The 13840-nt window shown below is 72.4% G+C and carries 13 protein-coding genes; 5 read left to right on the top strand and 8 right to left on the bottom strand.

Going from position 1 to position 13840, the window contains the following annotated elements:
• Positions 1–891 carry a carbon-nitrogen hydrolase family protein gene (locus AB2U05_RS13375; RefSeq protein ID WP_369183292.1) on the bottom strand — a complete coding sequence of 297 codons (891 nt, stop codon included), beginning with the start codon at positions 889–891 and terminating at the stop codon, positions 1–3.
• A 10-nt stretch (positions 892–901) separates the two neighbouring features.
• A complete protein-coding gene (locus AB2U05_RS13370) occupies positions 902–1735 on the bottom strand; it encodes a phosphatase PAP2 family protein (RefSeq protein ID WP_369183291.1) in 834 nt (277 codons plus the stop codon).
• A 439-nt stretch (positions 1736–2174) separates the two neighbouring features.
• Here AB2U05_RS13370 and AB2U05_RS13365 point away from each other — a divergent pair, with 439 nt between their 5' ends.
• Complete coding sequence (locus tag AB2U05_RS13365) at positions 2175–3146, top strand: sigma-70 family RNA polymerase sigma factor (protein WP_045696363.1); 972 nt, start codon at positions 2175–2177, stop codon at positions 3144–3146.
• A gap of 164 nt (positions 3147–3310) precedes the next feature.
• Positions 3311–3532 (top strand): hypothetical protein, encoded by a 222-nt coding sequence (locus tag AB2U05_RS13360; protein ID WP_369183290.1) that lies wholly within the window; start codon positions 3311–3313, stop codon positions 3530–3532.
• Positions 3533–3551: 19 nt separating this feature from the next.
• On the opposite strand, the gene mscL is transcribed toward AB2U05_RS13360, so the two are convergent.
• From mscL to AB2U05_RS13335, 5 genes are all read right to left on the bottom strand, one after another.
• Positions 3552–3968 (bottom strand): large conductance mechanosensitive channel protein MscL, encoded by a 417-nt coding sequence (gene mscL / locus AB2U05_RS13355; RefSeq protein ID WP_369183289.1) that lies wholly within the window; start codon positions 3966–3968, stop codon positions 3552–3554.
• A 30-nt stretch (positions 3969–3998) separates the two neighbouring features.
• Positions 3999–4286 carry a hypothetical protein gene (locus tag AB2U05_RS13350; protein ID WP_045696367.1) on the bottom strand — a complete coding sequence of 96 codons (288 nt, stop codon included), beginning with the start codon at positions 4284–4286 and terminating at the stop codon, positions 3999–4001.
• Between the two features lie 301 nt (positions 4287–4587).
• Positions 4588–4911: an FmdB family zinc ribbon protein gene (locus AB2U05_RS13345; protein WP_045696369.1), complete on the bottom strand. Its 324-nt coding sequence runs from the start codon at positions 4909–4911 to the stop codon at positions 4588–4590.
• A gap of 125 nt (positions 4912–5036) precedes the next feature.
• Positions 5037–6353: an MFS transporter gene (locus tag AB2U05_RS13340; RefSeq protein ID WP_369185946.1), complete on the bottom strand. Its 1317-nt coding sequence runs from the start codon at positions 6351–6353 to the stop codon at positions 5037–5039.
• A 429-nt stretch (positions 6354–6782) separates the two neighbouring features.
• Complete coding sequence (locus AB2U05_RS13335; RefSeq protein ID WP_045709553.1) at positions 6783–8267, bottom strand: potassium/proton antiporter; 1485 nt, start codon at positions 8265–8267, stop codon at positions 6783–6785.
• Positions 8268–8506: 239 nt separating this feature from the next.
• On the opposite strand from AB2U05_RS13335, the gene AB2U05_RS13330 reads away from it, so the two are divergent.
• The gene (locus AB2U05_RS13330; RefSeq protein WP_369183288.1) at positions 8507–11224 is read left to right on the top strand and encodes a penicillin acylase family protein; all 2718 of its coding nucleotides are present in this window, start codon (positions 8507–8509) and stop codon (positions 11222–11224) included.
• Positions 11225–11303: 79 nt separating this feature from the next.
• Here the strand turns inward: AB2U05_RS13330 and AB2U05_RS13325 are convergent, their stop codons facing one another.
• Complete coding sequence (locus AB2U05_RS13325; RefSeq protein ID WP_045696377.1) at positions 11304–11879, bottom strand: 5-formyltetrahydrofolate cyclo-ligase; 576 nt, start codon at positions 11877–11879, stop codon at positions 11304–11306.
• A 47-nt stretch (positions 11880–11926) separates the two neighbouring features.
• Here AB2U05_RS13325 and AB2U05_RS13320 point away from each other — a divergent pair, with 47 nt between their 5' ends.
• Both AB2U05_RS13320 and galU read left to right on the top strand, forming a co-directional pair.
• Positions 11927–12841, top strand: coding sequence for a GGDEF domain-containing protein (locus AB2U05_RS13320; protein WP_052707365.1), 915 nt, complete (start codon positions 11927–11929; stop codon positions 12839–12841).
• Between the two features lie 54 nt (positions 12842–12895).
• Complete coding sequence (gene galU / locus AB2U05_RS13315; protein ID WP_045696379.1) at positions 12896–13816, top strand: UTP--glucose-1-phosphate uridylyltransferase GalU; 921 nt, start codon at positions 12896–12898, stop codon at positions 13814–13816.
• Positions 13817–13840 lie beyond the last annotated feature (24 nt).

Raw genomic sequence — 13840 nt, 5'->3', positions numbered from 1 at the left:
TCAGCCCAGGACGTGCCGGGCGCGCGGCGCGGCGGGGGCGGCGCCGTAGGCGGCGAAGTCGGCGAGCAGGGTCTCGGACTCGCGGGCGGCGCGCAGGACCTGCGGGTCGAGGTCCACCAGGACGACCTCGCGCCGGTCGGCGCTCGCCTCCGCGATCAGCCGCCCGTCCGGGCCCCACACCGCGCTGGCGCCACAGGTGCGCCAGGCGCCGGTGGTGCCGATGTGGTTGGCGAGCAGCGCGTAGACGGTGTTGTCGAACGCCCGGGCCGGGAACCAGATCCGCGACTCGTGGTGGCCGTGGCCGACGCTGAACAGGGCGCCGACCAGGTAGGCGTGGCAGCCGTCGAGCGCGGCCGCCCGGGCGTGCTCGGGGAAGCCGGAGTCGTAGCAGATGCCGAGGCCGAGCCGCCAGCCGTCCAGTTCCACGGTGCAGCCGGTCGTCCCGGGGCGGTAGTAGGCCTGCTCGGACTTGAACAGGAACTGCTTGTCGTAGCGGGTGACCAGGGTGCCGTCCGGGCCGAACACCAGGGCGGAGATCCGCAGTTCGTCCTCGTCCGTCCGGCACGCGGCACCGACGACCGCGGCCGCCCCCGTCTCCCGGCAGGCCTCGGCGATCGGTGCCAGCCGCGGATCGCCGGGCTGGACGGCGTACTTCACCGGATCCGAGGTGATCAGCTCGGGCTCGTAGCCGGAGAGGAACTTCTCGGTGAAGAGCACCAGGCGGGCTCCGCCGGCGGCCGCTTCGCGGATCAGCGCCGCGGCCTCGGCGACGTTGGCGGCGATGTCCCCGGCCACGACCTCGGCCTGGACGGTGGCGATCCGCAACGGGCGTGCGGGGTGAGGCGCTTGGGAGACGGCGGCGGGCTGTGCGGCTTCCGGGGTGATGGGCATGCCCGGCAGGCTACCGGGCCTGCCAGGACCCCTGCTGACCGGCCGTCTCGTCGATCCGGTCGGCGGCCGCGTCCGGTGACTCGGTGTCCGCCACCGGCTGGACGGGCGGCGCGAGGACGCGCTGGACCCGGGGCCTGGTACGCCACTTGACCCTCCGTACGTCGCGGGCCAGCGCGCCCGGGCGCCACAGCTCGGTCGCGGTGGTGACGGCGCCGATCACCATCCCGGCGGCCAGCCAGCCGGCCAGCACGTCGCTGGGCCAGTGCACCCCGAGGGCGACCCTGGTCCAGCCGATGGTCAGCACCGTGGCGCCGGCCACCGCGACGGTGGCGGTCCGTCCGCGTCGGCCGACCCGATACCAGAGCAGCCCGACCAGGACGGCGCAGGTGATCGCCGAGGCCATCGCGTGCCCGGAGGGGAAGGCGGGGCCGCCGGCGTGCGAGACCGGGTCGGAGAACTCCGGCCGCCGCCGGTCGACGGCCAGCTTCAGGGCCCACTGGGCGCCCCAGCCGACCAGCGTCTGGGCGGCCACCCAGCCGGCCAGCACCCGGGCGCCGATCAGCCAGAGCCAGCCGGCGGCGATGCCGAGCAGAACACGCATGGTGACGGTGCCGCCGATGTCGGAGAGCGTCTGCACCGAGGCGGTCCAGATCCGGTGGTCCCGGGCGTGCAGGTGCAGTTCGCCGACCCACTGCTGGTCGAACCGGACGAGCGGGTGCCAGTGGCCGGTCACCAGGGCCGTCAGGAGCCCGAAGGCCCCGGCACATCCCAGCGCGACTCCCGCGTCCCGGAGGAGACGACGGTGACGCGCGGTGACGGACGCCCAGCGGTTGGTCAGGTGCATGCCTGACACCTTCCCAGTGTCCTGTGCCGATCGGGACCTGGAGTGATAGCGATTCGGCATCGTTTCTGGGGAGGACCTGCGTGCGCCGGGGTGTGCGCGTGGGCGCGAGCGCGGGTGGGAGCCGGGGGCGCACGGGAACGTCCGCGAACCACCGGGGGTTGACCGGATGGGGTGGCGGCGGCATGACGGCCGGGTGAACCCGGCGTGCGGGAAACGGTCGCCGCGATGGCACGGGAGGTGCCCGACCGGTCACCGAGCGTCCATGACCGGGGTGAAAACCGGCAGGATACTGCATCATCGGGAAGAATCTGAGTGACTTGGGAATGTTGTCCGGATTCTGTTCGTTGGATCGTTACGTGTGAGGCCCGGTGGGGCCCGCACTTCTTGCCCTCGGGGGCAGGCAGGCAGAGCTCGGCAACACCAGTCAAAGGGAGCAAGCATGGCCACCCGTGCCGTCGTTCGCGACAGGGCCGACCGGACTCGCGCGGCCCGCCCGACCAACCTCGAAGCCGACCGCGACCTGGTGGGCATGTACCTCGACGAGATCGCCAGGACGCCCCTGCTCGATGCCGCCGAGGAGGTCGAGCTCTCGCTGCGGATCGAGGCCGGCGTGTACGCCCAGCACCTGCTGGACGAGGACGAGCTGCCGAAGGGCGTCACCCGCGAGGAGCTGGAGGCGATAGCCGCCGACGCCGAGCGGGCCAAGGACGTCTTCATCCGCTCGAACCTCCGCCTCGTGGTCGCCGTCGCCCGCCGCTACCCGCGCAGCGGTCTCCCGCTGCTCGACCTCATCCAGGAGGGCAATGCGGGCCTGGTGCGCGCGGTCGAGAAGTTCGACTACGCGAAGGGCTTCAAGTTCTCCACGTACGCGACGTGGTGGATCCGCCAGGCGATCACCCGCTCGATCGCCGACCAGTCCCGCACGATCCGGCTGCCCGTGCACCTGGTGGAGGAGCTGGGCCGGATCCGCCGCGTCCAGCGGGAGAAGTCCAAGGAGCTGGGCCGCGAGGCCGAGCCGGCCGAGATCGCGGCCGAGCTGGACACCACCGAGGCCCGGATCAAGGACGTGCTGGACTGGGCGCGCGACCCGGTCAGCCTCAACATGTCCGTCGACGACGAGGGCGAGACCCAGTTCGGCGACCTGGTCGAGGACACCGGGGCGACGTCCCCCGAGGACGCCGTGATGGTCATGCTCCGCCGCGAGGAGCTGGACGACCTCATCGGGCGGCTGGACGACCGCACGGCCTCGATCATCCGCTCCCGCTACGGGATGGAGGACGGCCGCGAGCGCACCCTCACCGAGGTGGGCAAGCAGCACGGCCTCACCCGCGAGCGGATCCGGCAGATCGAGAAGCACGCGCTGGCCGAGCTGAAGAAGATCGCCGACCACGCGGGCTTCGAAGCCGCCTGACCAGGGCGGGTGCGAATCCCCCTGGCCCCGGGCCCGGGTGCGGAGCGCTCCGCACCCGGGCCCGCGCCGTGCGGCGGTGCTCGTAGGCTGGTGGGATCAGGCCCGGCGGGATCGGCAGGGCGGGATCGGCAGGGCGTGGCGCGGTGGACGACGGGGTGAACGGGATGAGCGAGCAGGAACAGGGGTCCGGGCAGCAGGTGCCGGACGAGCGGGAGGCTCAGGCCAAGGCCCGGGCGAAGGCGCGCCTGATCTTCGGCGACCCGCTGGACCAGCAGTCCCGGGACGACACCGACACCGGCTGGGGCGACCGCCCCGGGGCGGGGGAGAGCGGTGGACGGGGGCTGGACTGGTACCTGAGCCAGCGCCCGCCGCACCACGGCGGATAGGGCATGAACCTCCAGGTGCTCAGCGCTGGGCGACCAGCGCGTCACGGATCTCGGTGAGCAGTTCGACCTCCTTGGCCTCCGCCTCGGCCGCGGCCTCGGCGGGGCTCTGGCGCCTGGCGGCCATCCGGTTCATCGGCACGATCAGGACGAAGTAGACGACGGCCGCGGTGATCAGGAACTGCAGCGCGGCACTGAGCACGGACCCCCACAGGATGAGGATCCCGCGCGTGACCTCTCCGGTGGCGCTCACCTCGCAGGGCCCCTTGAGGCAGGAACTGTAGGACGCGAGGTCCTTGCTCCCGAACACGCCGATGATCGGATTGATCACGCCCTTGACGAAGGCGTTGACGATGTTGGTGAAAGCCGCGCCGATGACCACGGCGACGGCGAGTTCGACGACGTTTCCACGCAGCAGGAATTCCTTGAAGCCTTTCATGCCGCCTCGAACGACGAAGTCGCCTCCCGGTCACGGGTGATCTTCCGAACCCGTGGATTGACAACCCGTTCGGCTCACCGCGCTCTCGATGGGAGGCGGCAGCCCGGCCCGCGCCGGCCCGGACGCGAGCGCCGCGGCGACCGCGAGCAGGACCAGTGCGAGCCCCAGGAGGAGCGCCGGCCCGGCCCGCCGCCGGACGGCGGCGCGCCAGCGGTGCCAGCCGCCGCACCCGCGCCGGATCGGCGGGAAGCTCGGCACCTCCCGCCGGGGCGGGACGGTGGGGGCGGGCAGGGGGACGGTGAAGCTGAGGGCGGTCATCGGGCACCTCCGGAACCGGTCGGTCGATCGCTGGTGCCCCCACGATGCGTGTTCCGCCCCCGGCGCGAAATCTTTTTCCCACCGCCTGTGGACAACCCGCCCCCACCCGAAACCCGGTTCCCCCGTACGGATCAATTCGGCCCGCCCGAGGTTTGGAGCCGAACGCGAAAAGGCCCGCCGCCCCGCGTGAAGCGGGAGCGACGGGCCTTTCCGAAATGCTCTCGGAGCGTTCTCGGAGCGCTCTCGGGGCGTCCTCGAAGCGATCTCGAAGCGATCGAGACGCGTTCTCGGAGCCGTGCGGTCAGCTCGCGGTCGAAGCCGGGGCCGACGAGGCCGTCGAGGACGAGGTCGAGGACGACGAAGAAGAAGAGGACGCGGACGACGACGAAGAGGAGGTCGTCGACGACGTCGAGGACGAGGAGCCGGCGCCCACCGAGCTGCTGGAGGACGAGCGGCTGTCGGTCCGGTAGAAGCCCGAGCCCTTGAACACGACGCCGACCGCGGAGAAGACCTTGCGCAGTCGTCCCTGGCAGTCGGGGCACGTGGTCAGCGCCTCGTCGGTGAACTTCTGCACCGCCTCCAGGCCGTTGCCGCACTCGGTGCACTGGTACTGGTACGTGGGCACTTGCTTCCTCCTGGCACTCTCGCCTGATGAGTGCTAACGATGGTCAATGATGCGGTATTCCGCGGGATCAGTCCAGCGACCCCGGGTGTGAGATGGGCCCGCCCGGGTTCCGCCCCGCCGTCCGCTCAGCCCTCGACCGCCCCCACCAGGGCCCCGGCGCCGCCGCGCTCCGCGGAGCCCGCGACCACCCGGCTCGGCGTCCCCGGCGCCACCAGCAGGTGCCGCAGCGACACCAGCGCGACCAGCCCCAGCCCGGCGCCGACCACCGGCACCAGGAACCCGACCGAGGGCCCGTGCCCGTCGATCAGCTTGCCGGCCACCATCGAGCCGATCGCCAGACCCAGCCCGATCGCCCCGGTCAGCCAGGTGAAGGCCTCGGTCTTGGCGCCGTCCTGGACGAGCGTCTCGACCAGGGTGTAGCCGCTGATCAGGGTGGGTGCGATGGCCAGCCCGCAGACCAGTCCGGCGACGGTGAGGGCGACCAGGTTCGGCATCGCCCACAGCACCGAGGCACCCAGCACCAGCATCGAGTAGCTCATGACCATCCGCTGCTGGACGGTCCGCCGCCAGGCGATCACGCCGTACAGCACGCCGGCCAGCATCGAGCCGCCAGCGAAGATCCCGTACACGGTGCCGCCGGCGTCGTGCTGCCCGACCGAGTCGGCGAAGGCGTTCACCGAGACCTGCATCCCGCCGAACACCGTGCCGACGCCGAGGAACGCCGCGGCCAGCAGCCGCACGCCCGGCGAGGCGAGCGCGGAGGCGCGCCGCACCCCGGGCTCGGGGATGATCCGGGCGGGGGCGGTGCGCCGCTGCGCGGCGAAGGCGAGCCCGCCGGCCAGGGTCAGCGAGGCCTCGGCGACCAGCGCGGCCGCCGGGTTGGCGAAGGCGGCGATGCCGGAGGCCAGGATCGGGCCGATCACGAAGGTGAACTCGTCCGTCACGGACTCGAAGGCGAAGGCGGTGCTGACCCGGGCCGCGGCGGCGTCGGACGGGCCGTCCGCGGTGAACCGGGCCACCCAGCGGGCCCGGACCATCGCGCCGATCTGCGGCACGCTGCCGCCCGCGGGGACGGCGGCCAGGAACAGGCTCCAGGCCGGCGCGTGGCCGAGCGCCAGCGCGATCAGCAGGCCGACCGAGGCGCCGTGCACCAGGACGGTCGGGACGAGCACCGCGGCCTGGCCGTACCGGTCGGCGAGCCGCCCGGTCTGCGGCCCGATCAGGGCCTGCGCGACGGCGGCGACGGCGGTGACCGTACCGGCCGTGCCGTACGAGCCGTGGGTCTTGGTGACCAGCAGCAGGATGCCCATGCTGAGCATCGCGTAGGGCAGCCGCGCGACGAGGGCGGGCGCCAGGAACCTCCAGGCACCGGGGGTGCGCAGCAGCGTCCCGTACCCGACGCGGGCGGGGGCCTGGGCTGCGGTGTCGGTGCTGTCCGCGATCTGCGCGGCGTCGTCGACCGTTCGGCGGGCCGTCACGGTCGGTCCTTCCTGCTGCCTGGTAGCGCGGCAGGGCATGGGGTGGCCCCGACGGCGCCGAGAGTCGTCCTCTCGCGCGTCGACCGGGGTAGATACCGGGTCGGCCCGGCCGGTGGGCCGGGGTCCGGACCGCGGCCGCCGAGCGGTCGCGCCAACTCTGCGTCAGGCAGATGCTGGGTGTGTTCTCACAGTAGTCGAACGGAGTATCCGTCCCAGCATACCGGTTACGCGCGTAGACCCGCCAGGTTCGCCGGGTGAACCGGCTCACCAGGCGAGACGACCCGGGCGACGACCAGGCGAGACGACCGGCCTCCGGCCCCGACCCTGCAGCCCGGCCCCGAGCCAGCCCCCCGGCCCCGACCCGCAGCCCCGCACCCCCCGGCCGGGCCGAGCTCACTTCCCGTTCAGCCACCCCGCGAGCTTGCCGCCCTTGTCCACGGCCCGCAGCCGCCGCTCCGCCGCCTCGCCGACCTCGTCCGTGGTGACCACCAGCAGCTCGTCCCCGCCGCGCAGCATGGTCGCCTTGTCCGGCACGAAGGAGTTGCCCTCCCGCACGACCAGGGTGACGGCCGCCCCCTTGGGCAGCCGCAGCTCGCTGATCTCGACCCCGGACATCCTGGAGTCCGGCGCGAGCGAGACGGACAGCAGGTGCCCGTGCAGCTTCTCCAGCGGGGCGGACTCGATGTCGAGGTCCTGGCCCATCGCGCCCTCGGCGATCCGCAGCCGCTTGGCCACCCAGGGCAGGGTCGGCCCCTGGAGCAGGGTGAAGACGACGACCAGGATGAAGACGATGTTGAACACGTCGTCGGCCTGGTGCGCGCCCGACACCACCGGGATGGTGGCCAGCACGATGGGCACCGCCCCGCGCAGCCCGGCCCAGCTGAGCAGCGCCTGCTCGCGTATCGACACCCGGAACGGGGTGAGGGTGAGCACCACCGACAGCGGCCGGGCCAGGAACACCAGCACCGCGCCGATCACCAGCGCGGGGACCACCGCGTCGCCCATGCTCTCGGGCGCGGCGAGCAGCCCGAGCAGGACGAACATGCCGATCTGCCCGATCCAGGCCAGGCCGTCCGCGAAGCCGCGCACCGCCGGTCCGTGCGGCAGCTTGGAGTTCCCGAGGATCACGGCGCTGATGTAGACGGCGAGGAAGCCGGAGCCGTGCAGCAGCGAGCCGCCGGCGTAGGCGAGCACGGTCAGCGCCACCACGGCGATCGGGTACAGGCCCGAGGAGGGCAGCGCGACGTGCTTGACGGCGAACGCGCCCAGCTTGCCGACCGCGAGGCCGACGGCCGCGCCGATCGCCAGCTCGGCGACGATGGTGCCGAGCAGGACGTACCAGGTGTCGGGCTCGCCGGTGCTGGCGAAGGCGACGACGAGGATGACGACGGGCGCGTCGTTGAAGCCGGACTCGGCCTCCAGCAGGCCGGTGAGCCGGTGCGGCAGCGGCACCATCCGCAGCACCGAGAAGACGGCCGCGGCGTCGGTGGAGGAGACGATCGCGCCGAGCAGCAGCGAGGTCTGCCAGTCCAGGCCGACCAGCCAGTGCGCGCCGGCCGCGGTGACGAAGACGCTGACCCCGACGCCGACGGTGGCGAGCACGGTGGCGGCCGGCATCGCGGGTCTGACCTCGCGCCAGTTCGTCTTGAGGCCGCCCTCGGCCAGGATCACCACCAGGGCCGCGTAGCCGAGCACCTGGGTGAGCTCGGCGTTGTTGAAGGTGACGCCGATTCCGTTCTGGCCCAGCGCCACGCCGATCCCCAGGTAGATCAGCAGGCTGGGCAGCCCCGATCTGGTCGAGAACCGCACGGCGACCACCGCGACCAGCAGGATCACGGAGGATTCGAGCAGGAGCTGGTTCAGGTGGGCGACGTTCACGCAGGGGCACCTCGGGCAGGCAGGGGCGGACGGGGTGTCTGGGTGGTGCGGGGGGTGACCCGTTAAGAAGCCGTCAATGCTCCCCTTGCGGATCGTTACTCAGTCTAACATTTTGCCATATCTTTAGCTTGGTCCCCCGTTCACAGCGTCCGGCCGACTCGGCCTAATGTGGTGCCCTGTCACGGCCCCAGGCCCTGGACACGCCCGCCCGCCCCGAAGTCAGGACCGCAAGGACCCAGATGCCCCGCTTGAAGAAGTTCCGGCGCGCCCGTCTGATCGTGATCGTGCTGGTCGTGCTGCTGGTGGCCGGCGTCGGCTACGGCGGCTACCGCGGGGTCGCCGCGGTCCGCGCCTCCTTCCCGGAGGTCGACGGCAGCGTCAAGGTCGCGGGCCTGAGCGCGCCGGTCGACGTCAAGCGGGACGCCAACGGCATCCCGCAGCTCTACGCCGACACCGCCGAGGACCTCTTCCGCGCCCAGGGCTACGTCCAGGCGCAGGACCGGTTCTGGGAGATGGACGTCCGCCGCCACATCACCGCCGGCCGGCTGTCCGAGATGTTCGGCGACGGCCAGGTCGACACCGACGCCTTCATCCGCACCATGGGCTGGCGGCAGGTCGCGCAGAAGGAGTTCGACACCAAGCTGTCGCCCGAGACCAAGAAGTACCTGCAGGCCTACTCGGACGGCGTGAACGCCTGGCTCGGCGAGCACCCCGGCGGCGAGAAGGCCTCGCTGGAGTACGCGCTGCTCGGCATGGTCAACGACGGCTACAAGCCCGAGCAGTGGACCCCGGTCGACTCGGTGGCCTGGCTCAAGGCGATGGCCTGGAACCTCTCCGGGAACCTCCAGGAGGAGATCGACCGCTCGCTGCTGTCCCAGGACTTCACCCCGGAGAAGATCGCCGAGCTGTACCCGGACTACCCGTACAGCCGCAACGGCACCATCGTGAAGACCGGCACCGTCAGCGGCGACACCTACCGCCCGGCGGACGGCCCCGCGCCGGCCGCCGGCACTCCCGGCGCCGGCACCGCCCAGGGCGCGGCCACCACCAAGGCGCTGCTGCAGGGCCTGACCGACCGGGTCGACAAGATGCCGCAGCTGCTCGGCCGCCCCGGCCAGGGCATCGGCTCCAACTCCTGGGTCGTCGCCGGCAGCCACACCACCACCGGCCGGCCGCTGCTCGCCAACGACCCGCACCTGGGCCCCGGCCTGCCCTCGGTCTGGTACCAGATGGGCCTGCACTGCCGGACGTCCTCCCCGGCCTGCCAGTTCGACGTCTCCGGCTTCACCTTCGCGGGCATGCCCGGCGTGGTCATCGGCCACAACAAGGACGTCGCCTGGGGCTTCACCAACCTCGGCGCCGACGTCACCGACCTCTACCTGGAGAAGGTCACCGGCCCGGACACGTACCAGGTCGACGGCAAGGACGAGAAGTTCGACCTCCGCAAGGAGACCATCAAGGTCGCCGGCGGCGAGGACCGCACCATCACCGTCCGCACCACCAGGACCGGTGCTCCGCTCATCTCCGACCAGAGCACCGAGCAGCAGAACGTCGGCAAGTACGCTCCCAACGGCAGCGCCGCCCCCGACCGCGGCACCACCGGCTACGGCGTCGCCCTGCAGTGGACGGCGCTCAACCCCGGCAAGACCATGGACGCCGTCTTCGAGCTCGACAAGGCCCGGAACTGGGACGAGTTCCGGGGCGCCGCCAAGGACTTCGCCGTCCCGGCGCAGAACCTGATCTACGCCGACGCCAAGCACATCGGCTACCAGGCCCCCGGCGACGTCCCGATCCGCGGCAAGGGCGACGGCACCATGCCCGCCCCCGGCTGGGACTCCGGCTACCAGTGGAAGGGCTCGATCCCCTTCAGCGCCCTGCCCTACAGCCTCGACCCGGCCGCGGGCTACATCGTCACCGCCAACCAGGCCGTGGTCGACCCGAGCTACAAGTACAACCTGACCAAGGACTGGGAGTACGGCACCCGCGCCAAGGAGATCACCGAGCAGATCGAGGGCCTGCTCAAGAACAACGGCAAGATCTCGCCGGACGACATGCAGAACCTCCAGCTGGACAACACCAGCATCATGGCCAAGACGCTCGTCCCGCTGCTGCTCAAGCAGCAGATCGACGACCCGTACGTGCGCGAGGCCCAGGACCTGCTGAAGGACTGGAACTACCACCAGGACGCCGACTCGGCCGCCGCCGCGTACTACAACGGCGTCTGGCGCAACCTGCTCACCCTCGCCTTCGGCCAGAAGTTCCCGGCCGACCTCCGGGCCAAGGGCGACTGCCTGCTGGTCCGCCAGCAGGGCGACCCGACCAAGCCGGACAGCGGCAGCCGGATCGTCACCGAGTGCGGCACCCGCGACCCGGGCAAGGCCCAGCCGGACGGCGGCGACCGCTGGACCGAGGTGGTCCGCCAGCAGCTCGACAAGCCCGACAGCAGCTGGTGGACGTACATCGACTCCGACCACAAGGAGCAGAAGGGCCTGGACAACCTGCTCAAGGAGGCGATGAAGAACGCCCGGCAGGACCTCACCTCGCTGCTGAGCAAGGACATCTCCACCTGGAGCTGGGGCCGGCTGCACAAGCTGGAGCTGAAGGAGCAGACCCTCGGCACCGACGACTCCTCGATCGCCTCCGGCGTCGTCCACAAGCTGCTCAACCGCGGCCCGTACCGCCTCTCCGGCGGCTCCGCCGCGGTCGACGCGGCCGGCTGGAACGCGGCCGCGGGCTACCAGGTGGACTGGATCCCGTCGATGCGGATGGTGGTCGACCTGAGCGACCTGGACTCCTCGCACTGGATCAACGTCGGCGGCGCCTCCGGCCACGCCTTCCACGCCAACTACAACGACCAGACCGATCTCTGGCTCAAGGGCAAGCTGCTGACCTGGGCGTTCACGCCCGACGCGGTCGAGAAGGCGACCAAGCACAAGCTGGTGCTCACCAACGGCTGAGCCCCCGTACGGCCGGCGGCCCCGCTCCCACCCGGGAGCGGGGCCGCCGCCGTTCCGGCCCGCCGGGCTTCCGGGCCGCTCAGTCCAGCCGGTGCACCCCGGACGGCGTGACCGCCAGGTCCACCGGCCGGTCGTGCGGCTCGGCCGGCACCCGCTCCAGCAGCTCGTGCCCGTACAGCAGCACCGCCAGCACCGGGTGCGCGCCGGACCGCTCCAGCCGGGCCAGCACCCGGTCGTAGCTGCCGCCGCCGCGCCCCAGCCGCAGCCCGCGCCGGTCCACCGCCAGACCCGGCAGCAGCACCACCGACGCCTCCGTCACCGCCGCCGGCCCCAGCCGCGGCCCCACCGGCTCCAGCAGCCCGCGCCCGGCCGGGGCGAGCTCCCCGGGCCCGCCGTACTCGGCCCAGTCCAGGTCGTTGTCCGGCAGCAGGACGGGCAGCAGCACCCGCACCCCGCGCGAGCGCAGCGCGTCCAGCAGCGGCCGCGTCCCCGGCTCGGCGCCCACCGAGACGTACGCCGCCACCGTCGCGCCCGGCCCGGCCAGCTCCCCGGCGTGCCCGGCCAGCGCGAGCGCCGCCGCGGCCCGCTCCCCGTCGCTCAGGGCCCGGCGTTCGGCGAGCAGCCGTGTCCTCAGCCCGTTCTTGTCGTTGTGCATCAGATCCTCCACGTCCGCAGAGCCTGACACGTGAAAGGGCGCCGCGATTGTCCACCCCGCTGCTGGTCCAGGCGCTGGCCGCGCTGAGCGCCCCCGCCCTGGCCGGCACCGCCGTGCTCGGCCTGCGCCTGCGCAGGGGCGCCGCCGAGGCCGCCGCCCGGCAGCGGCGCCAGCGCGAGCGGATCGCCGAACTGGAGGCCCGCTGCTCCGAGCTGGAGCGCACCGCCTCCTGCGACCCGCTCACCGGCGTGTGGAACTACCGCCACCTGCAGCTCACCCTCGACCGCGAGATCGAGCGCGCCCGCCGGGCCGAGCACAGCGAGCAGGCCGAGGGACCGCGCCCGCTCGCCGTGCTGATGCTGGAGATCGCCGGCTTCGGGGCCGTCGTCGCCGAGCACGGCCGGGCCCGGTCCGGCGCCGTGCTGCGCGACCTCGCCCAGCGGCTCGCGATGGAGATCCGCCGCTCCGACACCCTGGGCCGCTACAGCGGCGAGGAGTTCCTGGTGGTGCTGCCGGACACCGGCGCCGAGGGCGCCGCGCAGGTCGCCGAACGGCTGGTCTGGTCGGTGCGCCGGCACTTGTTGCTGGATTGGTCCTCCGGCCCGCGCGAGCCCCGCCCCGCGCACGGCAACGGCCTGACCGCCGCGGTCGGCATCGCCGTGCTGCCCGAGGACGGCGGCCACGCCGCCGTGCTGCTGCGCGCCGCCGACCGGGCGCTCGCCGAGGCCCGGGCGGCCGGCGGCGACTGCTGGCGGACCGCCCCGCGGACCGGTGGCGCGCCCCCCGCCGCCGAGCCGCGACGACCGGTCGCTTCCGGTACGGAGGACGGGGTGACTGCCGAACGTGACCGTTCGGAAAAGCCGGGTAGTCTGTCGGCCTGTGCCGGACGGGACCCCCTCGCCCAGCCGGTCACCTTCCATTCGCCTGCCATCGTTGCCGGGCCCCGTGACCTGCTGTCCTGAGCAGGGACCGACCGTGCTCGGCCGGGCAAAAACGTGCCTGAGTAAGGTAAACGCATGACGACGAGCAACTCCCGAATTCCGGTCACCAAGGCCGTGGTACCCGCGGCCGGACTGGGCACCCGCTTCCTCCCGGCGACCAAGGCCACCCCGAAGGAGATGCTCCCGGTCGTCGACAAGCCGGCCATCCAGTACGTCGTCGAGGAGGCCTCCTCCGCGGGCCTGTCCGACATACTCATGGTCACCGGCCGTAACAAGCGCGCGCTGGAGGACCACTTCGACCGCGCCTACGAGCTGGAGGAGCTGCTCGCCCGCAAGGGCGACGAGGACCGCCTGCGCCGGGTCCGCGAGTCCGTCGAGCTCGCCAACATGCACTACGTCCGCCAGGGCGACCCCAAGGGCCTCGGCCACGCCGTCTCGGTCGCCGAGCAGCACGTCGCCGGCCAGCCCTTCGCCGTCCTGCTCGGCGACGACCTGATCGACCCCCGCGACCCGCTGCTGTCCCGCATGATCGAGGTGCAGCAGGAGTTCGGCGGCTCGGTCGTCGCCCTCATGGAGGTCGACCCCTCGCAGATCCACCTCTACGGCTGCGCCGCCGTCAAGCCCAACGGCTTCGGCGACGACGTCTTCGAGGTCACCGACCTGGTCGAGAAGCCCGAGCCCGGCGAGGCCCCCTCCAACTACGCCGTCATCGGCCGCTACGTCCTCGACCCGCTGGTCTTCGACGTGCTGCGCGAGACCAAGCCCGGCCGCGGCGGCGAGATCCAGCTCACCGACGCCCTGCGCGAGCTGACCACCCGCGACCAGGCCGAGGGCGGCAAGGTCCACGGCGTCCTCTTCAAGGGCCGCCGCTACGACACCGGCGACCGCGCCGACTACCTGCGCGCCATCGTCCGACTCGCCGCCGAGCGCGAGGACCTGGGCCCGGAGTTCCGCTCCTGGCTGCGCGGGTTCGTCGCCACCGAGCTGCAGGACTGACACCCCGACAGACAGAGAGCGAGC

Source organism: Streptomyces sp. Y1, from assembly GCF_041053115.1.
Lineage (GTDB): Bacteria > Actinomycetota > Actinomycetes > Streptomycetales > Streptomycetaceae > Kitasatospora > Kitasatospora rubellomurina.
The sequence above is the reverse complement of the archived record's forward strand: the minus strand, read 5'-3'. Positions and strand labels throughout refer to the sequence as shown.

Coding starts and splice junctions, on each gene's coding strand:
- AB2U05_RS13375 (WP_369183292.1), bottom strand. CDS start 891: ATGCCCATCACCCCGGAAGCCGCACAGCCCGCCGCCGTCTCCCAAGCG.
- AB2U05_RS13370 (WP_369183291.1), bottom strand. CDS start 1,735: ATGCACCTGACCAACCGCTGGGCGTCCGTCACCGCGCGTCACCGTCGT.
- AB2U05_RS13365 (WP_045696363.1), top strand. CDS start 2,175: ATGGCCACCCGTGCCGTCGTTCGCGACAGGGCCGACCGGACTCGCGCG.
- AB2U05_RS13360 (WP_369183290.1), top strand. CDS start 3,311: ATGAGCGAGCAGGAACAGGGGTCCGGGCAGCAGGTGCCGGACGAGCGG.
- mscL (WP_369183289.1), bottom strand. CDS start 3,968: ATGAAAGGCTTCAAGGAATTCCTGCTGCGTGGAAACGTCGTCGAACTC.
- AB2U05_RS13350 (WP_045696367.1), bottom strand. CDS start 4,286: ATGACCGCCCTCAGCTTCACCGTCCCCCTGCCCGCCCCCACCGTCCCG.
- AB2U05_RS13330 (WP_369183288.1), top strand. CDS start 8,507: ATGCCCCGCTTGAAGAAGTTCCGGCGCGCCCGTCTGATCGTGATCGTG.
- AB2U05_RS13325 (WP_045696377.1), bottom strand. CDS start 11,879: ATGCACAACGACAAGAACGGGCTGAGGACACGGCTGCTCGCCGAACGC.
- galU (WP_045696379.1), top strand. CDS start 12,896: ATGACGACGAGCAACTCCCGAATTCCGGTCACCAAGGCCGTGGTACCC.